Source organism: Paraburkholderia sp. D15 (assembly GCF_029910215.1).
Taxonomy (GTDB): Bacteria; Pseudomonadota; Gammaproteobacteria; order Burkholderiales; family Burkholderiaceae; genus Paraburkholderia.
In genome coordinates this window covers 2,215,700-2,240,871 of record NZ_CP110395.1, presented here as the reverse complement: position 1 = coordinate 2,240,871, position 25,172 = coordinate 2,215,700, and the positions used below count along the sequence as shown (strand labels likewise).

The window sequence follows — 25,172 nt, the reverse complement described above, 5'->3', positions numbered from 1 at the left end:
AAACTTGATGGTGCGCTCGTCAATGACTCGATGCGCGATTAATCGATTCGTCGAATTGGCGGCAATGCGCACGCCAATGGCGCGGGCTATTCGACTAACCGGTTATCGAGCCTGTCGGGGCTATCGGGCTTTCGAGGCCGTGCGGACTAGGTGCGCGATCCGGACGGCTGGCGTGGGCCAGCCCGGAGGCTTCGGGACGGTGCGCGCGGCGGCAGGGCCCCGCGCGCAATCGGCGTGATGTATGTACGGCGCATTCTTCTGGTCTCTCTCAGTTCATTGCAACGCGCTAAAACCCCGTCTTTACCGCCGCGCGCGCATGGCTTCGATATTGATGTGTGCGGCGGATTTTATGCCGGGAATACGACAACGGGAAGACCGGCTCATAAAAAAGACCGCGCGTAATTCAATGCGCGGATCGAAACGCGGATCTAAACGCGGATCGGAAATTAATGCTCGAATTGATGACCCGGCATGGCCGCGCTTCAGAACGGCTCGCTTTCGCGAAACCCCAGCACGCCTTCGAGATTCGGATAGACGCGCGACCAATGCTTCGCCAGCAGGATGCACATCAGCAGGATCGCGGCGAACGCCAGCGTGATCACGAGCCAGAGCGGCCACGACGTGGCGGTCATCCAGATGAACGCGCCGACCGCCACGCACGCGAGCACGATGGACAGGGTTTCATAGAGACGCGGCCGGCGCATCGGCAGCCAGGTGTCCGGGTCGATGCAGGCGTCGAGAAACACGTTCGCGTCGAAGCGCAATCCCGGGCGGCCGGCCAGCCCGCGCAGCACGGCGCGCAGCAACTCGCGCTGATTGCGAAAGCGCATGCAGAGCATGCCGTCGGCCAGCCTTAACGGCAAACGCCGCTCGACCTGTTCGCCGGACGGCAGGCGTTGCCAGAAACGCAGCTCCTTGACCATCGACTTGCGGCCGGTGAATTCCGTCGTCACGTCATAGCGCAGGCCGGGTTGACCGACCACGTCTGTCCAGTCGACGCGCGTCTCCACGCCGGCGCGGTCGTTGCCCTGCTGTGGGCCGAAGCCGTAGCGAAAGCCGTGTTCATCGACGACGAACCAGCCGCCGGCCTTGCGCCACGCCAGCACCGGAATCGACAGTACCCAGCCGAATGCCGCGAGCAGAAGCAGAATCAGCAGGACGCCGACGACATCCATATGCACGGTTTTGTCGTACGCGAAGGCCACCGGCAGCGCGATCATGAAGCCGCCGAACAGCACGATCATGACGAGATAGACCAGTCTGGTGGTGAACAGGTCGGGTACGCCGAAGCAAGGGGTGAGTGAGGCGAGCGGCGTGGCCGGGAGCGTTATCACGCGATCGGGCGGCGTCGGTAGGGGCGGCTGCTGAGCCTGCATTGTTTTTTCTCCCGCAAGGTTGCCGGGAACGACGCATCGCTGTGCGTTTCCCGACCGGTATTTTGCTGGCATGATGCCGGTTTGATCAATCCCGCCACGCCGCGTCACGACGAGACTGCCCCACATGAATCGCCACAACACACACCGACGTCCGCGCTATCTGTCATCGATCGCCGCTGCGCTGTTCGTCATTGCGCTCACCGTGGGCAACGTCCATCCCGCGTTCGCGCAGACCGATCAGGAAGTCGATTCGCGGATGGACGATCTGTTCGGCACGCACGCACCGTACAAGCAGTTCTTCCAGCAATTGCAGCAGGCGGTCGCGCATGCGGACAAACCGGCCGTCGCCGGAATGGTCAAGTATCCGATCAAGGTCACGCTGCACGGCAAGAAGGTCACGCTGCGCACGCCGCGCGATTTCATCGCGCATTACGACGAGATCTTCACGCCGGCGCTCGTCGATGTGGTCGCGAAACAGACCTACGCGACGCTGTTCACGCGCGATCAGGGCGTGATGATCGGCGGCGGCGAAATCTGGTTCAGCGGCATCTGTCACGACAAGGCATGCAAGGACGTGGCGGTGAAGATCATTACGTTCAATCTGGGGTAGTGGACTGATGGACTGGTGAGTCGTCGCGGCGAACGCGCGAGGTCATGACCGCCATGACGGTCGCGCTCGCGTCGTCATCGCTGCAAAGCTAATCACTTTTGCTTGTTTTCCGATCGTTTCGAAGCGCCTTAGTATCCGGGGTTGATCCCAGCCCGTCCCAGTCAGGATACGCATGAGCTTGCGAAACAGTCCCGGCGAACCGATCCTCACCGCACGCGCGATAACCAAACGCTTCGGCGCGACCGTCGCGCTGGCCGACCTCGATCTGTCGATGCATGCCGGCGAGGTCGTCGCGCTGATGGGCGCCAACGGCGCGGGCAAATCCACGCTCGTGAAAATACTGAGCGGCGTGTATGCGCCCGACGCCGGCACGCTGACGCTCGCGGGCCGCGCATTCCGCCCGGAGTCGCCGCAAGCGGCGAAGCGTCTCGGCATTGCCACCGTGCATCAGTCGATCGCCGACGCGGTCGTGCCGTCGCTTTCCATCGCCGACAATCTGCTGCTCGACCGGCTGTGCGATTCCGGCTCGCGATGGCGCGTGCCGCCCGCGGCCCGGCGTGAAGCCGCGCGTGAACTGGCGGCGCGGGTCGGGCTGGAGGTCGAGCTGGGCGCACCGCTCGGTACCTTGTCGCTGGCGAGCCAGCAACTGGTTACGCTGGCGCGTGCGTTGGCGTCGCATCCGCAAGTGCTGATTCTCGACGAGCCCACCGCGAGTCTGTCGGCCGCCGAAGCGGAACGACTGTTCGCGCGCCTCGCGCCGTTGCGGGATGACGGCGTCGCGATTCTGCTGGTCTCGCATCGGCTCGGCGATCTGCGGCGCGTGGCGGATCGTGTCGCGATCGTGCGTGACGGACGCCTCGTCGCCGACCGGCGCGCGCCGATCGATTTCGATGCGGCCGTCGAAACGATGATCGGCCGGCCGTTGCCGAAGGCGCGAAGCAGGGCGGTTGAAGTGGCGACAAGCTCGCTGGAAGGGGATGCGGCCAGCGCGCAGGCCGCCGCTGAAACGGCAGCGCAAACCAACACGCAGCCACCCGCGAAGACAGGTGCAAAGACGACTCATCAGACAGGCGCCGCCGCGCACGTCCCATTCTTCAGCACCCGCGATTTCCAGCTCACGCCCACCAGCACGCCATTCGATCTCGATATCCAGCGCGGCGAGATCGTCGCGATCGCGGGACCCGTAGGCGGCGGCAAATCGCGATTCGCACGCACGATCTTCGGCGCATCCCGTGCGAGCAGCGGACAGATGACGCTCGACGGCCAACCCTGGCGTCCCCGTTCACCCGCGCAGGCGATTCGCTCGGGCGTGTTTCTCGCGGGCGAGGACCGCTGGCGCAGTTCACTGTTTCCGGACAGCGTGCCGTTCGCCTCGATCGCGGGTACGTTGAGCTTTCCGTTCCTGTCGCGCTGGTTCCGCCGGGGCGTGGTGCGCGAAGCCGCGGAACGCGCGGCGGCCAGCGAGGCGATCCAGGCCTTCGGCATTCGCTGCACCGGCCCCGACGATCGTCTGACACGGCTCTCCGGCGGCAATCAGCAGAAAGTGGTGCTGGCGCGCTGGCATGTCGAACCGGCCCGGCTGCTGCTACTCGACGAACCGTTTCAAGGCGTCGACGCCGGCGCCCGCGCCGATATCGTCGACACGTTGCGGCGGCACGCGCCCACGCGCGCGACGCTGGTGTTCGTCAGCGATATCGAGGAAGCGCTGGAGGTGGCCGATCGCATCGTCTGGTTCGATCGCGCGACGCTCGATGCACTTCCCGTCACCCATGACTCCCATGCCACCGCGCATTGAACACACGCCGAAGCCCCTCGCGATGAAACCCGCCACGTCCACGTCCACATCCTCAGCCATTCCGGGCGACGCCTACGCCGACCGCTCGTCGCGTCTCACGTTACGCGCCGTGCGCGACCAGCTCGAACGCACCGGCATCCTGCTCGTGCTCGCGTTGCCGATCGTCGTGTTCGCGGTGAAGGAACCGGCGTTTCTCAACGTCGACAACCTGTTCAGCATTCTGCAGGCGGTGTCGATCGTCGCGCTGCTCGGCATTGGCGTCACGATCACGCTGGCGGCGGGCGGCTTCGATCTCTCGGTGGGCAGCGTGGCCGCATCCGCGCAGATGGCCGCGAGCTATGTGCTGATCGTCTGGCATGGCGACGCGCTGGGCGCGGTCGCGGCCTGCGTCGCGCTCGGTGTCGCGGCGGGTCTGTTCAACGGGCTGCTGATCACGCGCCTGCGTGTGCCGGATCAACTGGCGACGCTCGGCACGCTGTTTCTGCTGGCCGGTCTGCAACTGATTCCGACCGGCGGAAGATCGCTCGCCACCGGCAGCGTGCTGCCCGACGGCACGGAAGCGAGCGGTGTGTTCTCCGATACGTTTCTGGCGCTCGGCCGTCTGCGCGTGTTCGACGTGGTGCCGCTGCCGGTGCTGATCCTGCTTGGCGTGACGGTTCTCGCCTGCCTCGCGATGGAGACGACGCGCTGGGGCCGCGTGATCTACGCGATCGGCGGCAACGAAACCGCCGCGCGGCTCGCGGGTGCGCCGACCGCGCGCTACCGGATCGCGGCTTATGTCGCGTCGGGCGCGATTGCGTCGCTCGGCGGTGTGCTGATCGCGGCGCGCGTCGGACGCGGCGACGTCAGCGCCGGTCATTCGCTGCTGCTCGATGCGGTGGCGGCGGCGCTGATGGGCTACGCGGTGTGGGGCGCGAAACGGCCCAACGTGTTCGGCACCGTGGTCGGCGCGGTGTTCGTCGGCGTGTTGCTGAACGGGCTGACCATGCTGAATGCGCCGTACTACATGCAGGATTTCATCAAGGGCGTGCTGCTGGTGCTGGCGCTCGCGTTTACGTTCAGCGTCGGGCGGCGCGGCGAATCGCGTGCGTGAAGCCGGGCGGCGCGTAAGAACGTGGGCATATGAAAGCATGCGCGTGGGTGTTGTGCATACGCCGCTAAAACGTCGTTCGCGCCGTTAAAACGTGACGCGATTTCGACACTGACCGTTTGCCATCCGAAGGAATATCGATTGCCGAATCGTTCAGTTTGCGCGTGCCGTGCCCGCTGATAGATTGAGCGAACGGTCATTCAAACGGAGAGGCACATGGCAGAGGTTGACGAAGCGGCGACATCGAATGCGTTCGACGCGAACCGGCAGACGGCGCGCGTGATCGCCGACGACGCGCAGGCCATCGCGGTCGCGCACGAACTGGCGGCACGTCTCGCGCAGGGCGCGGCGGCGCGCGACAGCCAGCGCCGCCTGCCGCACGAGGAGATCGACTGGTTCTCGCAATCGGGGCTGTGGGCAATCACGGTGCCGAAGGCGTACGGCGGCGCGGGCGTGTCCTTCGTCACGCTGACCGAGGTCGTGAAGGTCATCGCGGCGGCGGACCCGTCGCTCGGCCAGTTGCCGCAGAATCATTTCGGTCTCGTCGACGTGATCGCGCTGACCGGCTCCGGCGAACAGAAGCGCTATTTCTTCGGCGAGGTGCTGGCGGGCAAGCGCTTCGGCAACGGTTTCTCGGAGAAGGGCACGAAGCACGTGCTGGACCTGAAGACCACCGTGTCGCGCGAAGCAGACGAGTACATCGTGCACGGCACCAAGTTCTATTCGACCGGCGCGCTGTTCGCCGACTTCGTGCCCGTGCTGGGACTCGACGCCGACCGCAAGGGCTGGCTTGCGTATATCCCGAAGGGCACGCCGGGTCTGAGCGTGATCGACGACTGGTCGGGCTTCGGGCAACGCACCACCGCGAGCGGCACCGTCGTGCTGGACAACGTGCGGGTGCCGGCGCCGCTGGTGCTGCCCGCGCACCGCGTGTCCGATTTCCCCACGCTCAACGGTCCGGTCTCGCAGATCATTCAGGCGGCGATCGACGCCGGTATCGCCAGAGCCGCGATCGACGATACGCTCAGCTTCGTGCGCTCGCGCTCGCGGCCGTGGATCGACAGCGGTGTCGAACGCGCGGTCGACGATCCGCTGACGGTGCGCGAGATCGGTCATCTGCATATCCAGCTGCATGCGGCCGAGGCGCTGCTCGAACGCGCCGCGCGCGTGATCGACGCGCTTGCCGCGCAGCCGCAGACCAGCGAGGACGACGTGGCGCAGGCCTCGGTCGCGGTCGGCGAAGCCAAGGTCTTGACCACCGAAATCGCGCTGCTCGCGAGCGAAAAACTGTTCGAACTGGCGGGCACGCAATCGACCCTCGGCGAACACAATCTCGACCGGCACTGGCGCAATGCGCGCGTGCATACGCTGCACGATCCGGTGCGCTGGAAATATCACCTGGTGGGCAACTACTACCTGAACGGCGTGAAGCCGGCGCGTCATCCGTGGAATTGACGGACGACTCCAACGCACTTCTCTGACGAACACATCATGGCCAAGGAAATCCGCCTCAACGCTTTCGACATGAATTGCGTGGGGCATCAGTCGCCGGGCTTGTGGGCGCATCCGCGCGACACCTCGTGGCGCTACCGGCAACTCGGTTACTGGACCGAGCTCGCGCAATTGCTCGAACGCGGCAGGTTCGACGGCCTGTTCATCGCCGACGTGCTTGGCCTCTACGACGTCTTCAACGGCAACGGCGAGGCCGCGATCCGCCAGGCCGCACAGGTGCCGGTCAACGACCCGATCCTGCTCGTCTCGGCGATGGCGAACGTCACCGAGCATCTGGGTTTCGGCGTCACCTGTTCGCTGTCGTACGAGCATCCGTATCCGTTCGCCCGGCGCATGTCGACGCTCGATCATCTGACCAACGGGCGGGTCGGCTGGAACATCGTCACGTCGTATCTGGACAGCGCGGCACGCAATGTCGGCTTGTCCGCGCAGGCCAATCACGACGAACGCTATGCGCTCGCCGAAGATTACCTGGAGGTCTGCTACAAGCTGTGGGAAGCGTCGTGGGAAGACGACGCGGTAGTGCGCGACACCGCGCGTCACGTGTTCACCGAACCGTCGAAGGTGCATCCGATCCGCCATCGCGGGCCGTATTTCGACGTGCCTGGCATTCACCTGTGCGAGCCGTCGCCGCAGCGCACGCCGGTGCTGTATCAGGCCGGTGCATCGAAGCGCGGCAAGGACTTCGCCGCCCAGCACGCCGAGTGCATCTTCATCGCCGCGCCGTCGCGCACGATCCTCAAAAACTTCGTCGCCGATATCCGGGCGCGCGTGAAATCGTTCGGCCGCGATCCGCACGACGTGCTGATCTTCAATCTGCACACCGTGATCACCGGCAAGACCTCCGCCGAAGCGCACGCGAAACACGCCGACTATCGCCGCGATGCCAGCGACGAGGGCGCGCTCGCGCTGATGTCCGGCTGGACCGGCATCGATCTGTCGAAGTACGACCTCGACGAGCCGTTGCGCCATGTCGAGAGCAACGCGGTGCAATCCGCGGTGGAGGCGCTGTCGAGCGCGGACCCAACGCGCGTGTGGACCGTGCGCGAAATCGCGAAGTGGGGCGGCATTGGCGGACTGGGACCGTTGTCCGTGGGCAGCCCCGAGGAGATCGCCGACGAGTTGCAGTCGTGGGTCGAGGAGACCGACGTGGACGGCTTCAATCTCGCCTATGCGGTGACCCACGAAACCTTCACGGACTTCGTCGACCTGGTCGTGCCGGAACTGCAACGGCGCGGCGTCTACAAGACCGATTACGCGCAGGGCTCGCTGCGCGAAAAACTGCACGGCAAGGGGCCGCGGCTGGCCGAGCCGCATCCGGGCGCAGCCTATCGTACACACGGCACGCAGCACACGCCGCACACGCGCGCGGCGGTAGCGGCGGATTAACTGCCTCGCCTGAGCATCGAACCATCATCGAACCATCGTCGAACCATCACTACATCGCTCAACGGGTTGGAGATCATCGGATGAAATCGTTTCTTCGTCGCACGCTGGACCTGAAGCTCAGACCGGCGACGCTCGCCGTCGCCGCCGCTACCTTGGTGACCGGCGCGGCCTTGATGGCCACGGTGAGCGCCACGGCCCAAGCCGCGCCGCTGAAGGGCGCGCCCGCGCCGTTCGACAAGGGCGGCGTGAAGGTCGCGCTGGTCAACTATCTGTCGACCGGCGACTTCTTCCAGGCTTACGAAGCGGGTGCGCAGAAGCAGGCGAAGGCGCTCGGCATCGACCTGCGCATTTACGAAGGCCGTCAGGATGCGGCCGAACAGCGCGAGCAGATCCAGCAGGCGATCAGCCTTGGCGTGTCGGCGATCATCGTCAATCACGGCTTGCCCGAATCGCTGAAGGACGTGGTGCAGCGCGCGCTCGACAAAGGCATCAAGGTGGTCGCGTTCGACGTCGATCTCGGCAACCCGAAGGTGCCGCAGATCGAGCAGAGCGACCACGATCTCGCGTCGCTGCTGCTCGACCAGGCGGTGAAGGACAACGGCGATCGCTTCGCCGCCGGTTACGTGTATGTCGCGGGTTTCGCGCCGCTCGACCGGCGCGACGCGGTGTGGCGCGACTTCAAGGCCGCCCATCCGCAGGTGCAGGAGAAGGCGCGCTGGGGCACGGTGGACAATCCGATCGCGCAATCGGTCGCGAATCAGGCGGCCGCCGCGTATCGCGCGCATCCCGAGATTCGCGTGGTGTTCGCGCCATACGACGAATTCGCGCGCGGCGCGAAACTCGCCGCCGACGAGGCGAATCTCGCGTCGAAGCTGCGTATTTACAGCGCGGATATATCGACGTCCGATATCGAGGCGATCCGCGCGCCGAACAGCGCGTGGGTGGCGACGGCGGCGACCAACCCCGCCGTGGTCGGCGCGGTCTCGGTGCGTGCCGCCGCGTTGCTGCTCGCGGGGCAAACGCCGGCGCACCGGATCGTCGTCAAGCCGACGCTGATCACGCGCGACGATCTGGTGAAGAACAACATCAAGACGATTGCGGAACTGGGCGAGAAATTTCCGGCGTTCCGTTCGAGCGATGCCGCGACGGCAGCGTGGATTCCGGCCGCTGATTGACAGACCAGCCGACAGACCGGCCGCGCATGCACAGTGTGCACGCGCGGCTGATCCGCTTCATCAAAACGGCCGGCTCCCCGCCAGGCTGATGCGCTTGAGCACGCGCCGCTGCGAAGGATCGAATTCCGTGCGCGCGTGCAGGGTGGCCTGATTGTCCCAGTAGACGATATCGCCCGCCTGCCAGCGATGCGTATAGACGAAGCGCGGCGACGCCAGATGCGCACGCAGGCGTTCGATCAGCGCCGCACCGGCCACGGGGTCGTAATCGACGATCTCGACCTCGGTGCGCGCGCCGAGATACAGCAGACGCTTGCCGCTGTGCGGATGCGTGCGCGCGAGCGGATGCGCGACCCACGGTTCGAGCGGCGCGATGTCCGGCGTGCGGTACAGCGGCGCGCCGCCGTCGAGCGGAAACTTGCGGCGCAGGAACGGGTTGTAGGTGATCAGCTTGAGCGTGTCGATATGCTCGCGGGTCGCTTCATCGAGTGCTTCGTACGCGGCCACCAGGTCGGTCCAGCTCGTGTCGCCGCCGTCGCCGGGCACTTCGAGCGCGTACAGCAGCGAGCCCGACGACGGTTCCGGCGTCCAGTGATGATCCGAATGCGCGGGCAGATCGTGATTGCCGAGCAGACCGTCGTCGACGTTCGATACGACGACGATGTCGGGCACCACGCCGGCCGCATCGGAGCCGAGCACCGGCGCATTGCGCGGCGGCGTGTAGACCGAGCCGAAATACGTGGCGAGGCGACGGAACTGCGGGTCGTCCAGTTGCTGGCCGCGAAACACGAGGATGCGATGATCGAGCAGCCCTTGCCTGAGGGCGAGCAGTTGATGCGCGGCCAGCTCGCGCGTGGCGTCGAGACCGCGCACCTCGGCGCCGAGCGCGGCGCCTTGCAGCCGTTCGACTGCGAACGGGGCGCACGTGCCCGGCTCGCCGCTCGACACCTCGCGCGAGCTAGCCGCCGATGGCGCGCTCGACGACACCTCATCCCGCCGATGCGCAAGACTGAACCGCTCGCTGGGCGCGGTACCGTTCAGATAGAACGCGCCGACTGCCTGCTCGCGCTGGATCGCCGGATTGTGCGACGAGATCACGCGTGCATTGCGCCAGTGACGGTCGAGCCGCAAGCGTTCGCTGGTGGCCGATGCGCCGCCCACTTCGAACAGCAGGGTGGTCGCTTCGAGCACCTGGGCGATCACCGTCTGTTGCGCCTGGTATGCCTCGATATCGAGCGCGACGTAATCCTCTTGCGTCGATGCATTCGCCGCGCGCAATCGCGACACGCGCTCCAGACTTTCGGCGAGCGTTGCCACGAGACTCTGCGCCGAATACGCGAGACTCGCGATCCGCCCGATCACGCGCTGCACCAGCGGGTTGTCGCGCGGACTCGACTTGCCGGGCACGCCGAACGTGCGGGTATGCGCACGCGCGAACGCGGTCGCATCACGCAGCGCCGCGCGGGCGATGCCGGCCAGCGTCGCGAGATGCACGTTCTGATAGAACGCGATCTGGAAGGTGTCGCGTTGCGGCGCCGACAGGCGATGCCGCAGCAGAATCTGCTCTGCCGTGACCTCGACGTCGGTGAAGCGCGTCGTGCCGCTCGCGGTCAGCCGCTGCCCGAAGCCGTCCCAGTCGTCGATCCGTTCGACGCCCGGCGCGTCGCCGCGCACCATCAGGTTGACGTCGTAGTCGCCGTCGTGCGCGTTGACGTTGATCCAGTCGGCGTACAGCGAACCGGTGCTGTAGTACTTCTCGCCGTTCAGCAGCCAGCGGTTTGCGTCGTGCGGCGCGCGCGTCAGCGTGACGGAGTTGTGCGTCGATGCGCTGCGTTCCGACAGCGCCGCGCCGACCAGCTCGCCGTTCGCCACGCGCGTGAGCCAGCGCTCGCGCGTCGTTTCATCATCGTTCTCCAAACGGTTTTCGACGAAGCCGAAGTTGAGCCGCAGAATCTGCGGCAGATTCGAATCCGCTTCGCCCAGGCGCACCAGCAGCCTGAAGAATTGCGGCAGCGTGACGCCGCTGCCGCCGTAACGTCGCGGTACGCGCAACGCATGGAAGCCCGCTTCGCGCAGCCATTGCACGGCGTCGTGCGCGAGTTCGCGCTGCTGCTCGCGCGCTACCGCGCCGGCCGCGATGCGGTCGAAGACATCGGCGAATCGGGCGAGCAGGGCGGCATCGGTTTTTTCGTCGACGGCATCGTCGGCGATTTCGTCAGAGGCGAGGCGTGTGCCGGACGAGGTGGCATGCGCGTTGAAATGCACATCGAGGTGCGGTTGCGGCAGTGTCGTCATGCTGGTCGGAGAAGGGTCGTGGCAACGCGTAAACATAAGCATGGCGATGCGGATCAACAAACAACGAAACGCCATATGAATATCTCGGCGCGGGCCAGGTACGCACCCCGCATCGATGTTCGTTGTCCTGGCCGCGGCCTACCCGTTGCTCACTCGCACCAGCGAACAAACCGATGCTTCTTTAGAAATCACAAAAAATTGGTTCGGGCGCGGCCGGCTCTCGCGCATAGTGCTGAAAAGATTCGATGCGGCGGCCTCGCGACTCATCGATCTATTCCCATCGATCCACGTTGCGCTCTACAGGGAGTCATCGCCGTGGCTGTGTTTGATGTCGACGAAATCGTGCTGGCCTTGCAGACCGTGCGTCAGCAATGGCGCGAAACGCAGCGACGCTCGCTCGAACCGGGCGGACGCGATCTGCCGGGGCGCGAGGCGCTCGCGGAGATCATCGCCACGCTGAAAGGCGTGCTGTTTCCGATGCGGCTCGGGCCGCCCGACCTGCGTCAGGAAAGCGAGAATTTCTACGTCGGGCACGCGCTCGACGCCGCGCTGCACGGGCTGCTGAGTCAGGCGCGCCTGGAGTTGCACTATCGCCATCGTCATGAGCCGCCGCCGGCCGCGGTGATCGAGGCGCAGGCCGGTATCGCGGTGCGCGCTTTCGCGGCGCGCCTGCCGGCCATCCGCAGTCTGCTCGACAGCGACGTGCTCGCCGCGTATCACGGCGATCCGGCCGCCGGCAGCGTCGACGAGGTGCTGCTGTGCTATCCCGGCGTGCTGGCGATGATTCACCATCGTCTCGCGCATGAACTATATGGGCTCGGTCTGCCGCTGCTCGCGCGCATCGTCGCCGAGCACGCGCATGCGCAGACCGGCATCGACATCCATCCCGGCGCGAAAATCGGCGCGGGCTTTTTCATCGATCACGGCACGGGCGTGGTGATCGGCGAAACCGCCGTGATCGGCGAACGCGTGCGCGTCTACCAGGCCGTCACACTCGGCGCGAAGCGTTTTCCGCGCGACGGGCAAGGGCATCTGGAAAAGGGCCACGCGCGCCATCCGATCGTCGAGGACGACGTGGTCATCTATGCGGGCGCGACGATCCTCGGCCGCGTCACGCTCGGACGCGGCTCGGTGATCGGCGGCAACGTGTGGCTCACGCAGGATGTGGCGCCCGGCTCGCACGTGACGCAGGCCGTGTCGCGCAACGAAGGCGCGGGCTCCGCCGTGGTGCGCGAATTCACCGCGTCGACACGGGGCGCCGCGCATCCGGCCAGGGTCGTCACCCTATGAGCTTTGCCTGGTTGCCGGGCGCCGCCCGTCTCGCTGATTTCCCTTCAGTTTTCCGCCGATTTCCCGCTGGGGTCCCGCTGATTTTCACAATCGGGCTTCTGGCCATTCAACCTTTTTATCCGCCACGCGTATGACATCCCGCGACTCTTCCGATACCCCGTCGTTCATCGATCCGGCCGATCCGCGCCGACGCACCCTGCTGAAAATCGCCGCCGCCAGCGTCACGACGTTTGCCGCCGGCACGCTGCTGCAATCGCCAGGCGCCTGGGCGCAGACGCCGGCCAAGGGCAAGACGCTGCGCATCGGCTTCCAGAAATACGGCAATTTCGTGGTACTCAAGGCGCGCGGCACGCTGGAGAAGCGCCTCGCCGCGCAGGGCGCGACCGTGCAATGGCTCGAATTTCCGGCCGGCCCGCAACTGCTCGAAGGCTTGAACGCCGGCGCGGTCGATGTCGGCACGGTCGGCGAAACGCCGCCGATTTTCGCGCAGGCGGCCGGCGTCGATTTCGTCTATATCGGTAACGAACCGCCCGCGCCGAAGGGCGAGGCGATCGTCGTGCCGCAGAATTCGCCGATCCGTTCGGTCGCCGATCTGCGCGGCAAGAAGGTCGCGCTGAATCGCGGCTCGAACGTGCACTATCTGCTGGTGAAGGCCTTGCAGCATGCGGGGCTGTCGTACACCGACATTCAACCGGTGTATCTGACGCCCGCCGATGCGCGCGCCGCGTTCGTGCAGAACAGCATTGACGCATGGGTGATCTGGGACCCGTACCTCGCGGCCGTGGAGCGCCAGGCCAACGCGCGGGTGATCGTCAACGGCGAAGGGCTCGTGAACAACACGCAGTACTACGTCGCCGCGCGCAAGTTCGCCGACGCGCAGCCGCAATTGCTGCATGAATTGCTGGCCGAACTCGATCAGGTGGACCGCTGGAGCCGCGATCATATTCCCGAGGTGGCGAGTCAGTTGTCGCCGCTCGTCGGGCTCGACGCGCCGACGCTCGAAGTCGCGTTGAAACGCACCAGCTACGGCGTGCAATCCGTGGATGCCGCCACCTTCGACTATCAGCAGAAGATCGCCGACACGTTCAGCGAGTTGAAGCTGATTCCGAAAAAGCTGGTGGTGGCGGACGCGAAGTGGCGCACGGTTTGAAGCGTGGCGTCCGCGCTGGTGGTTCATCAGCCATCAATCGGCCAGCGCGGCCAGCAGCTGATTCTTGACGATCGCGGTAGCCAGCGGCTGCCGCCCGAACTCGTACCAGCCGATATGCCGGCGCCACGCGGCGCCCGGAATCGGCCTTACCGACAGCAACGGATCGTCGTCCCATGCCGCGTGCCGCAGACGCGGCACGATCGACAGCCCCACGTTCTGCCGCACCAGATCGGCGATCGCGGCGATCGAGTTCATTTCCAGAATCGGCGTGACCTCGACCCGCAGACGCCGTAGCACGCTCGCCACGTGCCGCCCGGTCAGCGACGCCGCCTCGAAACCGATGAACGGATTGCGCTTGAGCAGCGCGTTCAGCGGCACATCGACGGGCGCGGCCGCCGGATTCACGAGCAGCACCAGCGGCTCGTCGTAAAGCCGCTCCCACGACTCGGGCAGCGTGGTCGCGCGCGGTTCGCTGACGATCACCGCCGCGTCGATCTCGCCCGCGCGCACCTTGCGCTCCAGCTCGACGCTGTCGCCATGCGCGAGCCGCACGTTCAGCCCCGGATAGGTCGCCTTCAGACGGATCACGTTGGCCGCGAGAAAACCCATCGACGAAACGGTCGAGCCGATCGTGATCGAGCCTTCGATGCGCGTTTCGTCGGCCACGCCGCGCAGCAGCGAATCGTAAGCGGCCACCACCGCGCGCGCCTGTTCGATGATCGAGCGGCCCGCGTCGTTCAACTGGATGCTGCGTCCGCTGCGGTCGAACAACTGCCGGCGGCACACGCGCTCCAGCGTGCGCATCTGCGCGCCGACCGCCGCGTGCGTAAGCGCCATGCGATCGGCGGCGGCGGCCATCGTGCCGTGTTTCTCGATTGCGAGAAACGTCCGCAGCATACGGATTTCGCTCATGCGGGGGTCTCCTTGTTCATCGCACGCTCCGGTTTAGTCACGTTGCCTCTTAAAAGAGGCATTTAGGATTGTTTTTCGGCTTATGGGCATCTTATAAGCGGCTTTTAGGCCGATCTCCATTGAGTCATGTTGGGAGCGACGGGATGGATCGCCGCTCATGTCCTGGATCGAAACGAAACTTTTTCTTTCCATTCTATAAAAAAAATAACGCTTTTTATTTTGTTTTCGGCTCATGAAAATGGTTCTGTCACAAATCGAGCCGATGACATCCCGAGGCCGGACAGGCCTGTTCCGGCGTCGTCGGCGGCAGCCAGGGCGAGGAGTCCCACCATGTCGCAAATCCAGCAATTTCCTTTCGTCAGCGTCGCCGGCAAGCCGTACGAGCGCGGTGTGCAATACGGCCGCGCGGTCGCGTCGCGGGTGCGCCTGAGCGCGGCGCGCTACGGTCAGACGCTGCGCAATCTCGGCTACAGCGAGGCGTCGCAAACGGCGCTGATCCGCTCGCTCGAACAGGTGATCGGCGACTTCCAGGCGGCCTATCTGGACGAGATGCGCGGCATCGCCGAAGGCGCGGACGTGCCGTTCGAAGACATCGTGATGATCAACGCCCGCACCGAGGTGCTGGCCAAGGCGCGCGCCGAGATGGCCCTGCAGGCCGACGACGAGGACGGCTGCACCGGCGTGCTGGTGTTGCCGTCGCGCTCGTCGAACGGCCAGCTGATCCATGCGCAGAACTGGGACTGGAAGGCGGATTGCGCGGACACCGGCATCGTGCTGCGGGTTCGCAACGAAGACGGTCCCGACTATCTGACCTTCGTCGAAGCCGGCGGTCTCGCGCGCAGCGGCCTGAACGCGACGGGTGTGTCGATCACCGCGAACTACCTGGAGTGCGAGCGCGACTACATGCAGATGGGCGTGCCGCTGTCGCTGCTGCGCCGCCGCGTGCTGGAGGAAGCGGTGTTCGCCAACGCGCTGCGGGTGATCGCCACCACGCCGAAGTCCTGCTCGAACAACATCATGCTCGGCATGGCCGAAGGCTTCGGCATCGACTTCGAATGCGCGCCGAACGAGGCGTTTCCGATCTATCCCGGCGACGATCAGCTGATCGTGCACGCGAATCACTGGGTCAGCCCGGTCGCGCGCACCAAGCTGCTCGACACCGGCGCCGAGAACTCGCCCGACAGCTATTACCGCGACTGGCGCGTGCGCCAGCTGCTGAACGCCACGCCGATGCTCGACCGCGACGCCGTCAAGGCCGCGCTGTTCGACTCGTTCGCCACGCCGTTCTCGGTCTGCCGCCCGCCGCGTCCGGGCACGCGTCACACGATGACGGCCACGGTCGCGATGATCGTCATGCAACCGGCCGCCGGCGAAATGGACGTCGCGCCGATGCCCGCGCTCAACCGCGTGTTCACGCGCTACAGCCTGCATCACGAGCCGCTCGTGGACGTGGACCACGCGGCGCGATGACCCGTCACCGATGATCGAATCCCTCACCCAGGACCCGCCGATGTTCGACACCCCAACGTCACCCGCAACCGGTCAGCAACAAGCCCAGGCGCTCTACGACCTGGGGTCGACCACGGTCTACGCGAGCCGCCACGACCCGCGCTTTCCGTATGTGCTGTACGTGCCGCCCGAAGTGCTCACGCCAGGCAACGACGTGGAACTGGTCGTCGTGATGCACGGCACCGGCCGCCAGTTCACGCAGTACCGCGATGCCTTCGCGCCGTTCGGCCGCTGGAACCGCTGCATCGTGCTGTGCCCGCTGTTCCCGGTGGGCGTGCGCGGCGACGGCGATCGCAACGGCTTCAAGCGGTTGATCGACGGCGATATCCGTTACGACAAGGTGCTGCTCGACATGGTCGCGGAAGTGGGCGAGCGTTACGGCAAGCGCTTCGACCGCTTCGCGCTGTTCGGCTACTCGGGCGGCGGGCAATACGTGAACCGTTTCGCGTACGCGCATCCGGAGCGGCTCTGGGCGGCGTCGATCGGTGCGCCGGGCAATGTCACCGTGCTCGATCATTCGAAGGGCTGGTGGCTTGGGCTCGGCGGTTTCGAGCGGCACTTCGGCAAGCCGTTCGATCTGGCCGCGCTGCAGCAGGTGCCGGTGCAGATGATCGTCGGCCGCGCGGATCTGGAGACCTGGGAAATCACCGTGCCCGAAGACAGCGCGATGTACCTGCCCGGTATCAACGACGCGGGCAGGACGCGTCCCGAACGGCTACGCACGCTGAAGACGTCGTTCGAAGCGGCCGGTGTCCGCGTGCGCTTCGACGAGTTGCCCAACATCGCCCACAACGGCATGCAGGTCGTCGACGTGGTTCAGGATTTCTTCGCACAGGCGCTCCGTACGCGGCGCACATTGCGCGCGGGAGGATAACCCCATGCACACCCCACGCGATCTGGCGGCCGGCGACCCGGCGGCCGGCGTTCCGGCGGCTGGCGATCTGACAGCCGGCGACCCGTCGAAGCTCTGGAAGACCATCGTCACGACCGTGATAGGCGGCACGTTCGAGTGGTTCGACTTCATGGTGTACTCGTATTTTTCGAGCATGATCGCGCGGGTGTTCTTTCCCGCCGTCGATCGCAGCGGGGCCTTGCTACTGACGTTCGCGACCTTCGCGGTCGGCTTCCTGGTTCGCCCGATCGGCGGCGTGGTGATGGGGCTCGCCGCCGACCGCGTCGGACGCGTGAAGGTGCTGTCGTGGATCATGGTGCTGATGTCGGTGGGCTCGCTGATCCTCGCGCTGACGCCGGGCTTCGCGACGCTCGGCGTGCTGGCGCCGCTGCTGGTGGTGGTCGGCCGGCTGGTGCAGGGCTTCGCGGTGGGCGCGCAGTTCGCGCTGTCGTCGGTGACGATCTACGAGGTCGCGCCGCCCGGACGCAAGATGTTCTACGGCAGCTTCAACATGCTGTCGCTCGGCGTCGCGGCGATGCTGTCGTCGGGGTGCAGCTTTCTGCTGTCGAAACATCTGTCGCACGGCGACCTGATGGCGTGGGGCTGGCGCGTGCCGTTCCTGATCGGCGCGCTGGTCGGGCCGATCGGTTTCTACCTGCGTCACCACATCGGCGAGTCGGACGAGTTTCACCGCATGCAGGCGCGTCCGGCCGCGCGTGCGCCGATGTTCGAGCGGCTGCGCGCGTTCATCCGCGAAAACGGCGACGCGGTGGTGTGCGCGATGGGCGTGATGATCGCGGGCACCTCGTTGAATTACGTGTGGAACGCGTATCTGCCGACTTACGCGCAACTCCAGTTGCATCTGTCGTTGAGTTCGTCGCTGCAAGGGGTGTTCATCACCAGCATCCTGATGTGCGTGCTGTCGCCGCCGTTCGGCCTGCTGGCGGACCGGATCGGCGCGTACCGGCTGTTCTTCTTTTTCATCGCGGGCTGGCTGATCTGCGTGTTCCCGCTGTTTGCGTATCTGCTCGCCGAGCCCAGCGAGCGAAGCCTGATGATCGTGCGGATCGTGGGGATTCTGTTTCTCACGCTGCAAGGCGCCGCGCATCCGGGGATGCTGGTGAAAATCTTCACCGTGCAGGGACGCTCGACCGGCGTGGCGGTCTCGTACAACACGTCGGTGATGCTGTTCGGCGGGCTCGCGCCGTTTTATATTTCGCTGGTCGCGCGGTTTACCGACGCGCGTTTCATTCCGCCGAGCTATCTGTTCGGCACCGGGCTACTGGCGATCGTGCTGGTGCTCGTCACGCGGACCGGGCGGCGGGTCATGCGGGAAGACCGGAGCGAACGCCTCACCGCTCATCCGGCGCCGTCGGGCGGCGCTGCGCGATGAACGCCTCGACATGCGCGATCGACTGCTCGCACTGTTCGAGCGACAGATGATGAATCGACGCGGGTAACGGATCGAAGCCGAGTTCCTCGGCGACCCAGCGGATCGCCCGCGCCCGCGCTTCGAACGGATTCACGCGGTCGCGCCGGACCTTGCCCGCGACGAGCGGTTCGAGCACGTCGTGCAGACGGCTCTTGGCGTCACGCAACGCGGCGTCGGCGAGCCGGCCCACCGGCACGTTGCGCGTGCTGCGCGCGTGAATGCCGATCCACGCCTCGCACGCGGTGCAGAGCCACAGCGGCCCGTGATCGTCGCGATACGGATAATGCTCGTCGCCGCCGCGCACCAGCACGGCGCGCGCGCCGCAATAGTCGCAGACGGGTTGGGGCAGGGCTTTGACGGGGCGGCCTACACGCAAGACTTCGATCTCCAGATGAATGAACAGGATTGACGCTCGACGCAGCGCGTTCGCGCGATTCAACGGCGATGATCCGTCGATGAATCTCCATGCCCGCGATTTTAACGGCCCGGCCAACCCCGCGCCTAAATCCGCTTTCCGCTTGCCGATCCACATGTCGTTACGGCTATCATTCTTCAGGCGCCGCCGGGAGGCAAGGGCGCACAACTTTCACTCGCCTTGCAGAACGTGTTTGCCAGAACGCGTGAGGAGAAGACCTTGGTCAAAGGGACCGACAGGCAGCCGGCGGACGAACCCGCCGCGCCACGCGCGCATGCCGACGTGGATGCCCAGGCCGCAGCCGAATCGCGCTATGCGCCGGCGCCCGGCGAGGTCAGCACGCTCGGGCTGTTCCTGATTTTTTCCCGCATCGGCTTGACGAGTTTCGGCGGCGGCCTGAGCGGCTGGTTCATGCGCGAGTTCGTGCAGGAGCGTCGCTGGATCAGCGAAGAAGACTTTCTCGACGGTCTCGCGTTGTCGCAGGCGTTGCCGGGCGTCAACGTGAAGAACCTCGCGATCTGGATCGGCTACCGGCTGCTCGGCTGGCGCGGCGCGGTCGCGGGCTTTTGCGGGATCGTGTTTCCGCCGGCCGTGACGATCGTGCTGCTCGGCGTGTTCTTCGCGGCGATCGCCTATCTGCCGCTCACGCGCGTCGCGCTCGCGGGCGCGGCGGCCGCCGCGATCGGTCTGTCGCTCAGCATGGCGATCACCGCCGCGCGGCGTTTGCCGCGGCGGTTTTTTCCGTATCTCGTGTTCGTCGCGACCTTCGCGGCCGCTGCGCTGTTTCGTGTGTCGCTGGTGTGGACCGTGCTGATCGCGGGGGCCATCAGCGTCGGCTACGAATATGTTCGCACGGCGCCTCCGCGTTAACGCGGTTTCCGGCTTCGCCCCTTCACCCATTCCGGCGAGACTCTTTCGTGTCCAGATCGCTCATCGCACTCTTCACCGTCTTCGCGCCGCTTTCGATCGTCACGGTCGGCGGCGGGCAGGGCATCATCGCCGAAGTGCAGCGGCAGGTGGTCGACGTGCATCACTGGATGACGCACGCGCAGTTCCTCAGCGACTTCGCGATCGCGCGGCTCGCACCGGGCCCGGCTTCGCTGCTCGCGACCTTGATCGGCTGGCAGGTGGGCGGTTTCGCCGGCGCGTTGATCGCGACGCTCGCGCTGTTCGGACCCACCGCGTTCCTGATGGTCGGCGTGGTGCATCTGTGGAAGCGGCACGAAGGTGCGCGTTCGCTGAATGCCTTGCAGGCCGGTTTGCGGCCGGTCGCCGCGGGCTTGATTCTCGCCGCCGTCTACGTGCTGATCAAGGAACTCGACGGCGGCTGGTTCGCGTGGGCCACGGCGGCGGGCGCAACCGCGCTGGTGATGTACACGCGGATCAACGCGATCCTGCTGATCGCCGGCGGCGCCGCGTTGTTCGTCGCGTTGCATTACGCGGGGCTGCTGTAGCGTGGCTTTGTTATCGCGAATGGCCGCATATCTAACCCTGATTTGCTTGGTTCGCGTTTCGCGCCGCAGCCGCTAACCTTGGCGGGAACTTCTCTTCGAGTTCTGCGAGCATGGATCCACTGATCGATAGCCTGATGCTGAAAATGCGCCACAACCGCGTCTACACGGCGGGCACGTTTGCCCGTCTGTTCGGCGTGTCCGAAACCGCGATCGACGCCGCGCTCGCTACCTTGATCGCGAGCGGCAAGGTGCGTTCGTGCATCAATGCACGGCGCGATACCGGCTATTGCCTCGCCGGCGCGAAGCCGATTCCGGCGACCCAGGTGCTCGCCGATATCACCACCGTCGCCACGCCGCCGCTTACGCGCCGCATCGACGGTACGCTCGCGGGCTACGACCGGCAACTCGACGTGCATCGGTCGCTGGCGATGCTGGCGCGTCGTTGAGGTAGAAGTTCGACGCATCCCGCTCGCGTGTTGACGTCTGTCCGCCACGCGATGCGGGCCGCAAATCGAAGCGCGTCATAAGCAAGTTCCAATTCGATGGTAGGCGTGGACTTCGCCTGCTGGTTCAATAGCCGATTGACCTGTTCACGGCGGTGCGCCTGCCGCATGGCCTGGTGTGCCCTGATGTGGCCTTAGGTGGTCTCGCGTGGCGCGCCGCTTCGCTGGTTCGCTGCGCCGGCTGCGCCGTCGCGAGTCGGCGACACGCCGGCAAGCGCGCCGCTGGCCAGGTCTCCACGATCCGCAAGAACCATCATGTCCAATCCCGAACTCGACACTACCGCGCCGCGCGTCGCGGCACGTCCCGATCCCGCTCGCGTGGCGAGAATCGCGGACGATGCCGCCGCGCTCGCCGCCTCCCTTGAACTCGCCGCGATTTTCGCGGAAGACGCCGCCGTGCGCGACCGCGAACGGCGCCTGCCCTGGGCCGAACTCGATCTCTGGTCGAACAGCGGCCTCGGCGCGATCACCGTGCCGCGCGAATACGGCGGCGCCGACGTATCGTTCGCGACGCTCGCCGACGTGTTCGTGAACCTTTGCGCGGCCGATCCCGCGCTCGGCCAGATTCCACAAAACCATTTCGGCGTGCTCGGCGTGCTGCGCGAGATCGGCACGCCGGCGCAGAAAGCGCGGCTCTACGGCGAAGTGCTGGCGGGCCAGCGTCTCGGCAATGCCGGCCCCGAACGCCGCTCGGCCGCCGCGGCCACGGTCCTGCAAGGCAGCACGCGGCTGCGTTCGACGCCCGACGGTCTGCGTCTCGACGGCCAACGCTTCTATTCGACCGGCGCCTTGTTCGCGCACCGCGTGCCGGCGCGCGCCACCGACGACGAAGGCCGCGCCGTGCAGGTCTGGGTGCCGCGCGACGCGCCTGGCCTCAGCGTGATCGACGACTGGCATTCGTTCGGCCAGCGCACCACCGCGAGCGGCAGCGTGGTGTTCGACAACGTTCCCATCGATGCCGACGACGTCTTGCCGATCTGGCAACTGGCCGACCGCCCAGGTCTCTACGGCCCGACGTCGCAACTGATTCAGGCGGCGATCGATCAAGGCATCGCGCAGGCCGCCGTGGCCGATGCGCTTGCCTACGTGCGCGAACGCGCGCGCCCGTGGGTGGACTCCGGGCTGGAGCGCGCCACCGACGATCCCTACATCATTGCCGACGTCGGCCGTCTGCAGATCGATCTGCACGCCGCGCATGAAGTGCTGATCGAAACCGGCCACACGCTCGACGAACTCGCGGCCGCGCCGCTCGATGCCGAGGCCAGCGCCCGCGCGTCGGTCGCGGTGGCCGAGGCGAAGGTGTTGACCACGCGCATCGCGCTCGAAGCCAGCGAAAAACTGTTCGAGCTGGCCGGTTCCTCGTCGACGCGCGCCGCGCACAACCTCGATCGTCACTGGCGCAACGCCCGCACGCACACGCTGCACGACCCGGTGCGCTGGAAACTGCATCTGCTCGGCAACTATCATCTGAATCACGTGCTTCCGGCGCGTCACTCGTGGAACTGAACCATGGCGATTGATCTTTCCTCCGCGCTGCTCGACAGCCTGCCTTCGATCGCGGCGAGTCCCGCTGCGCACCACGAATCGCCAACCGCCGTGCCCGAGTTGATCGCCGACGACGCTCACGCGTTGCTCGCCGCCCGTCGTCTCGCCAACGCGTTCGCCACCGAGGCCGCATTGCGCGATCGCGAACGACGTCTGCCGTGGGCCGAACTGGACGCATTCGTCGCGAGCGGGCTATGGGGCATCACCGTGCCGCGCGAATTCGGTGGCGCGGGCGTGCGCAACGGCACGCTCGCCGAAGTCACCGCGACCATCGCCGCCGCCGACGGCTCGCTCGGCCAGATTCCGCAGAATCATTTCTACGCGCTCGAAGTGCTGCGCGTGGGCGGCAGCGTCGAGCAGCAGCGCTTTTTCTACGGCCGCGTGCTGGCCGGCGAACGTTTCGGCAATGCGCTCGCGGAAATCGGCCACAAGGATTTCAAGCGCCGCACGCGGCTCACGCGCGCGGCGGCGGGCTGGCATATCGATGGCCGCAAGTTCTATTGCACCGGCGCGCTGTACGCCCATTGGATTCCGACGCTCGTCGTCGCGGAAGAGGCCGGTCGCGAGATCACCTATCTCGCGTTCGTGCCGCGCGACACGCCCGGCGTCACGATCACCGACGACTGGGACGGCTTCGGCCAGCGCGTGACCGGCAGCGGCTCGGTGCAGTTCGAACACGTGCGCGTCGAGCCCGAATGGGTGGTGCCGTTTCAGGTGTCGTTCGAACGGCCGACGACGATCGGCCCGCTCGCGCAGATCATCCACGCGGCGATCGACCTGGGCCAGGCGCGCGGCGCGTTCGACGCCGCGCTCACCTTCGTGCGCGAGCGCTCGCGACCCTGGATCGACGCGAAGGTCGAGCGCGCCGCCGACGATCCGTTGACCATCGTTCAGTTCGGCGACCTTGCGGCGCGGCTGCGCGCGGCCGAGGCCCTGCTGCGCCGCGCGGGACGCTTTGTCGATGCCGCTCAGGCGCGGCCCGACGAGCGCTCGGTGGCGCAGGCATCGATCGCGGTGGCCGAAGCGCGCGCGTTGACCACCACCGTGTCGCTCGACGCCGGCTCGCGGCTCTTCGAACTCGCCGGCACCGCCGCGACGCTCGACGGTCTCGGCCTCGACCGCTTCTGGCGCAATGCGCGCACGCATACGCTGCACGACCCGGTGCGCTGGAAGTATCACGCCGTGGGCAACTACACCCTCAACGACACACTGCCGCCGCGGCACGGAGCCTTGTGATGGCCAGCAAACAGATTCTGCTCAACGCGTTCAACATGAATTGCGTGGGTCACATCAATCATGGGCTATGGACGCATCCGCGCGATACGTCGAGCGATTACCGGCTGTTGCCGTACTGGACCGACCTCGCTCGCACGCTGGAACGGGGGCTGTTCGACGGGCTGTTTCTCGCGGACATCGTCGGCGTCTACGACGTCTATCAGCGCAACGTGGACACCACGCTGCGCGAATCGATCCAGTTGCCGGTCAACGATCCCACGCTGCTGGTCCCGGCAATGGCCGCCGTCACCCAGCATCTTGGTTTCGGCGTCACCGTCAATCTGACCTACGAGCAACCGTATCTGCTGGCGCGGCGTTTTTCGACGCTGGATCATCTGACGCAGGGGCGGGTGGGCTGGAACATCGTCACCGGTTATCTGGACAGCGCGGCGCGCGCGATGGGCCTCAGCGAGCAATTGCCGCACGACGAGCGCTACGAGCGCGCGGATGAATATCTGGAGGTGCTGTACAAGCTGTGGGAAGGCAGCTGGGAGCAGGGCGCGGTGCGGCGCGACAAGGCCGCGCGCGTGTACGCGGACCCGTCGAAGGTGCATCGCGTGCAGCATGCGGGGCGTTATTACAACGTCGACGGTTATCACCTCGCGGAGCCGTCGCCGCAACGCACGCCGGTACTGTTTCAGGCCGGCAGTTCCGGGCGTGGCCAGCGCTTCGCCGCGCGCCATGCCGAGTGCGTGTTCATCTCGCCGCCGAACCGCCAGGCCGCGCGCGAGACCGTGCGAACGTTGCGCGAGCAACTGGTGCAGGCCGGCCGCCGGCCGGACGACGTGAAGGTCTTTACCGGCGCGGCGGTGGTGGTCGGCGCCACCGAGCGGGAAGCCCGCGAGAAATACGCGGACTATCTGCGGTACACGAGCCGCGAAGCGGGGCTGGCGCATTTCGCGGCGAGCACGGGTATCGACTACGCGCAGTACGACCTCGACGAGCCGGTGGACTACCAGCCGGGCAACGCGATCGAATCGGCCACCCGCACCGCGAAACAGCACGGCTGGACCCGCCGCAAGCTGCTGGACATGTTCGAGATGGGCGGCCGTTATCCAGCGATCGTCGGCAGCGCGGCGCAGGTGGCGGATGAACTGCAGGGCTGGGTCGAGGAGACAGGTGTCGATGGATTCAATCTGAGCCGTACCGTGGTGCCTGAAAGTTACGAGGACTTCATCGACCTGGTGGTGCCGGAATTGCAGAATCGTGGACTGTACAAGACCGCGTATGCGGAGGGGACGCTGCGGCGCAAGCTGTTCGGCGAAGCAGATCAGTTGCCGGAGCGGCATGCGGCGGAGGCGTTCCGGCGAGGCCGGTGAGCGCTTCGCCTTGCTCCGTCATTCAACCCGTCGTGCCGAGCGTCGATCCATGAACCCGTCGATCGACGAACAGGCACGCCGGTCCGCAACGTCTTTGCATGGCCATCAATAGGCCGTGTTGAAAAAGCCTTTAAATACCGTAACGCGCAATTCATGCGGGCCGCTTTAAAACCAGTACGAATGGTCCGCATTTAACAATTGCCGATTTCCCCGGATTGCATTCCGCAATCTTTACCG

General features: G+C 66.0%; 21 protein-coding genes and 2 pseudogenes. 17 read left to right on the top strand and 6 right to left on the bottom strand.

Translation table 11 applies throughout. The features are described from left to right. Window positions 1-482: 482 nt before the first annotated feature. Window positions 483-1,376, bottom strand: coding sequence for a hypothetical protein (locus LFL96_RS09650; RefSeq protein ID WP_281000525.1), 894 nt, complete (start codon window positions 1,374-1,376; stop codon window positions 483-485). A 124-nt stretch (window positions 1,377-1,500) separates the two neighbouring features. On the opposite strand from LFL96_RS09650, the gene LFL96_RS09645 reads away from it, so the two are divergent. The 6 genes from LFL96_RS09645 (at window position 1,501) to LFL96_RS09620 (ending at window position 8,947) form a co-directional block, all read left to right on the top strand. Then, the gene (locus LFL96_RS09645) at window positions 1,501-1,986 is read left to right on the top strand and encodes a hypothetical protein (RefSeq protein ID WP_281000522.1); all 486 of its coding nucleotides are present in this window, start codon (window positions 1,501-1,503) and stop codon (window positions 1,984-1,986) included. 172 nt (window positions 1,987-2,158) lie between these two features. Continuing rightward, window positions 2,159-3,781 (top strand): sugar ABC transporter ATP-binding protein, encoded by a 1,623-nt coding sequence (locus tag LFL96_RS09640; RefSeq protein ID WP_281000520.1) that lies wholly within the window; start codon window positions 2,159-2,161, stop codon window positions 3,779-3,781. A 22-nt stretch (window positions 3,782-3,803) separates the two neighbouring features. Continuing rightward, a complete protein-coding gene (locus LFL96_RS09635; RefSeq protein WP_281000518.1) occupies window positions 3,804-4,874 on the top strand; it encodes an ABC transporter permease in 1,071 nt (356 codons plus the stop codon). Between the two features lie 213 nt (window positions 4,875-5,087). Further along, window positions 5,088-6,326, top strand: a complete 1,239-nt coding sequence (locus tag LFL96_RS09630) for an SfnB family sulfur acquisition oxidoreductase (protein ID WP_281000516.1) — start codon at window positions 5,088-5,090, stop codon at window positions 6,324-6,326. 36 nt (window positions 6,327-6,362) lie between these two features. Continuing rightward, entirely contained in the window at window positions 6,363-7,772 is a 1,410-nt protein-coding gene (locus LFL96_RS09625; RefSeq protein WP_281000514.1) for an LLM class flavin-dependent oxidoreductase, read from the top strand. Window positions 7,773-7,945: 173 nt separating this feature from the next. Next, window positions 7,946-8,947, top strand: coding sequence for a substrate-binding domain-containing protein (locus LFL96_RS09620; RefSeq protein WP_281000673.1), 1,002 nt, complete (start codon window positions 7,946-7,948; stop codon window positions 8,945-8,947). 60 nt (window positions 8,948-9,007) lie between these two features. Here the strand turns inward: LFL96_RS09620 and LFL96_RS09615 are convergent. Both LFL96_RS09615 and LFL96_RS09610 read right to left on the bottom strand, forming a co-directional pair. After that, window positions 9,008-9,790: pseudogene (locus LFL96_RS09615) on the bottom strand (TauD/TfdA family dioxygenase); the annotation flags it as partial. Between the two features lie 153 nt (window positions 9,791-9,943). Further along, window positions 9,944-11,155 (bottom strand): annotated as a pseudogene (locus LFL96_RS09610) (acyl-CoA dehydrogenase family protein); the annotation flags it as partial. 399 nt (window positions 11,156-11,554) lie between these two features. Between LFL96_RS09610 and epsC the strand changes: the two are divergent. Both epsC and LFL96_RS09600 read left to right on the top strand, forming a co-directional pair. Then, window positions 11,555-12,529, top strand: a complete 975-nt coding sequence (gene epsC, locus LFL96_RS09605) for a serine O-acetyltransferase EpsC (RefSeq protein ID WP_281000512.1) — start codon at window positions 11,555-11,557, stop codon at window positions 12,527-12,529. 130 nt (window positions 12,530-12,659) lie between these two features. Further along, the gene (locus LFL96_RS09600; RefSeq protein ID WP_281000510.1) at window positions 12,660-13,679 is read left to right on the top strand and encodes a sulfonate ABC transporter substrate-binding protein; all 1,020 of its coding nucleotides are present in this window, start codon (window positions 12,660-12,662) and stop codon (window positions 13,677-13,679) included. Window positions 13,680-13,712: 33 nt separating this feature from the next. Here the strand turns inward: LFL96_RS09600 and LFL96_RS09595 are convergent, their stop codons facing one another. Beyond that, the gene (locus LFL96_RS09595; RefSeq protein ID WP_281000508.1) at window positions 13,713-14,591 is read right to left on the bottom strand and encodes a LysR family transcriptional regulator; all 879 of its coding nucleotides are present in this window, start codon (window positions 14,589-14,591) and stop codon (window positions 13,713-13,715) included. Window positions 14,592-14,921: 330 nt separating this feature from the next. On the opposite strand from LFL96_RS09595, the gene LFL96_RS09590 reads away from it, so the two are divergent. The 3 genes from LFL96_RS09590 to LFL96_RS09580 all read left to right on the top strand — a co-directional run bounded on the left by LFL96_RS09590 (window position 14,922) and on the right by LFL96_RS09580 (window position 18,385). Further along, the gene (locus LFL96_RS09590) at window positions 14,922-16,061 is read left to right on the top strand and encodes a C45 family peptidase (protein ID WP_281000507.1); all 1,140 of its coding nucleotides are present in this window, start codon (window positions 14,922-14,924) and stop codon (window positions 16,059-16,061) included. A 151-nt stretch (window positions 16,062-16,212) separates the two neighbouring features. After that, window positions 16,213-16,974, top strand: coding sequence for an alpha/beta hydrolase (locus LFL96_RS09585; protein ID WP_281000669.1), 762 nt, complete (start codon window positions 16,213-16,215; stop codon window positions 16,972-16,974). Window positions 16,975-16,978: 4 nt separating this feature from the next. Then, on the top strand, window positions 16,979-18,385 hold the full coding sequence (locus LFL96_RS09580; protein WP_281000505.1) for an MFS transporter: 1,407 nt from the start codon (window positions 16,979-16,981) through the stop codon (window positions 18,383-18,385). Here the strand turns inward: LFL96_RS09580 and LFL96_RS09575 are convergent. Further along, window positions 18,345-18,800, bottom strand: a complete 456-nt coding sequence (locus LFL96_RS09575; RefSeq protein ID WP_281000667.1) for a zinc-finger-containing protein — start codon at window positions 18,798-18,800, stop codon at window positions 18,345-18,347. The genes LFL96_RS09580 and LFL96_RS09575 overlap by 41 nt on opposite strands. Before the next feature lie 321 nt (window positions 18,801-19,121). On the opposite strand from LFL96_RS09575, the gene LFL96_RS09570 reads away from it, so the two are divergent. From LFL96_RS09570 to LFL96_RS09560, 3 genes are all read left to right on the top strand, one after another. After that, on the top strand, window positions 19,122-19,709 hold the full coding sequence (locus LFL96_RS09570) for a chromate transporter (RefSeq protein ID WP_281000665.1): 588 nt from the start codon (window positions 19,122-19,124) through the stop codon (window positions 19,707-19,709). Between the two features lie 47 nt (window positions 19,710-19,756). Beyond that, window positions 19,757-20,293, top strand: a complete 537-nt coding sequence (locus LFL96_RS09565) for a chromate transporter (RefSeq protein WP_281000503.1) — start codon at window positions 19,757-19,759, stop codon at window positions 20,291-20,293. Between the two features lie 110 nt (window positions 20,294-20,403). Further along, complete coding sequence (locus LFL96_RS09560) at window positions 20,404-20,739, top strand: hypothetical protein (RefSeq protein ID WP_281000500.1); 336 nt, start codon at window positions 20,404-20,406, stop codon at window positions 20,737-20,739. A gap of 191 nt (window positions 20,740-20,930) precedes the next feature. On the opposite strand, the gene LFL96_RS09555 is transcribed toward LFL96_RS09560, so the two are convergent. After that, a complete protein-coding gene (locus LFL96_RS09555) occupies window positions 20,931-21,053 on the bottom strand; it encodes a hypothetical protein (protein WP_281000498.1) in 123 nt (40 codons plus the stop codon). Between LFL96_RS09555 and LFL96_RS09550 the strand changes: the two genes are divergently transcribed. Genes LFL96_RS09550 through LFL96_RS09540 form a run of 3 tightly spaced genes read left to right on the top strand, consistent with a single transcriptional unit; the run spans window position 21,052 to window position 24,935 of the window. After that, on the top strand, window positions 21,052-22,302 hold the full coding sequence (locus tag LFL96_RS09550) for an SfnB family sulfur acquisition oxidoreductase (RefSeq protein ID WP_281000496.1): 1,251 nt from the start codon (window positions 21,052-21,054) through the stop codon (window positions 22,300-22,302). The genes LFL96_RS09555 and LFL96_RS09550 overlap by 2 nt on opposite strands. A 3-nt stretch (window positions 22,303-22,305) precedes the next feature. Beyond that, window positions 22,306-23,577 (top strand): SfnB family sulfur acquisition oxidoreductase, encoded by a 1,272-nt coding sequence (locus LFL96_RS09545; protein WP_281000494.1) that lies wholly within the window; start codon window positions 22,306-22,308, stop codon window positions 23,575-23,577. Then, window positions 23,577-24,935, top strand: a complete 1,359-nt coding sequence (locus LFL96_RS09540; protein ID WP_281000492.1) for an LLM class flavin-dependent oxidoreductase — start codon at window positions 23,577-23,579, stop codon at window positions 24,933-24,935. The genes LFL96_RS09545 and LFL96_RS09540 overlap by 1 nt, the downstream gene beginning before the upstream one ends. Window positions 24,936-25,172 lie beyond the last annotated feature (237 nt).

What these genes read in the sequence shown, in the direction of transcription:
- LFL96_RS09545 (WP_281000494.1), top strand. Translation starts at nt 22,306, where the DNA reads ATGGCGATTGATCTTTCCTCCGCGCTGCTCGACAGCCTGCCTTCGATC.
- LFL96_RS09580 (WP_281000505.1), top strand. Translation starts at nt 16,979, where the DNA reads ATGCACACCCCACGCGATCTGGCGGCCGGCGACCCGGCGGCCGGCGTT.
- LFL96_RS09555 (WP_281000498.1), bottom strand. Translation starts at nt 21,053, where the DNA reads ATGATGGTTCTTGCGGATCGTGGAGACCTGGCCAGCGGCGCGCTTGCC.
- LFL96_RS09630 (WP_281000516.1), top strand. Translation starts at nt 5,088, where the DNA reads ATGGCAGAGGTTGACGAAGCGGCGACATCGAATGCGTTCGACGCGAAC.
- LFL96_RS09620 (WP_281000673.1), top strand. Translation starts at nt 7,946, where the DNA reads ATGGCCACGGTGAGCGCCACGGCCCAAGCCGCGCCGCTGAAGGGCGCG.
- LFL96_RS09640 (WP_281000520.1), top strand. Translation starts at nt 2,159, where the DNA reads ATGAGCTTGCGAAACAGTCCCGGCGAACCGATCCTCACCGCACGCGCG.
- LFL96_RS09540 (WP_281000492.1), top strand. Translation starts at nt 23,577, where the DNA reads ATGGCCAGCAAACAGATTCTGCTCAACGCGTTCAACATGAATTGCGTG.
- LFL96_RS09645 (WP_281000522.1), top strand. Translation starts at nt 1,501, where the DNA reads ATGAATCGCCACAACACACACCGACGTCCGCGCTATCTGTCATCGATC.
- LFL96_RS09560 (WP_281000500.1), top strand. Translation starts at nt 20,404, where the DNA reads ATGGATCCACTGATCGATAGCCTGATGCTGAAAATGCGCCACAACCGC.
- LFL96_RS09590 (WP_281000507.1), top strand. Translation starts at nt 14,922, where the DNA reads ATGTCGCAAATCCAGCAATTTCCTTTCGTCAGCGTCGCCGGCAAGCCG.
- LFL96_RS09625 (WP_281000514.1), top strand. Translation starts at nt 6,363, where the DNA reads ATGGCCAAGGAAATCCGCCTCAACGCTTTCGACATGAATTGCGTGGGG.
- LFL96_RS09600 (WP_281000510.1), top strand. Translation starts at nt 12,660, where the DNA reads ATGACATCCCGCGACTCTTCCGATACCCCGTCGTTCATCGATCCGGCC.
- LFL96_RS09595 (WP_281000508.1), bottom strand. Translation starts at nt 14,591, where the DNA reads ATGAGCGAAATCCGTATGCTGCGGACGTTTCTCGCAATCGAGAAACAC.
- LFL96_RS09650 (WP_281000525.1), bottom strand. Translation starts at nt 1,376, where the DNA reads ATGCAGGCTCAGCAGCCGCCCCTACCGACGCCGCCCGATCGCGTGATA.
- LFL96_RS09635 (WP_281000518.1), top strand. Translation starts at nt 3,804, where the DNA reads ATGAAACCCGCCACGTCCACGTCCACATCCTCAGCCATTCCGGGCGAC.
- LFL96_RS09550 (WP_281000496.1), top strand. Translation starts at nt 21,052, where the DNA reads ATGTCCAATCCCGAACTCGACACTACCGCGCCGCGCGTCGCGGCACGT.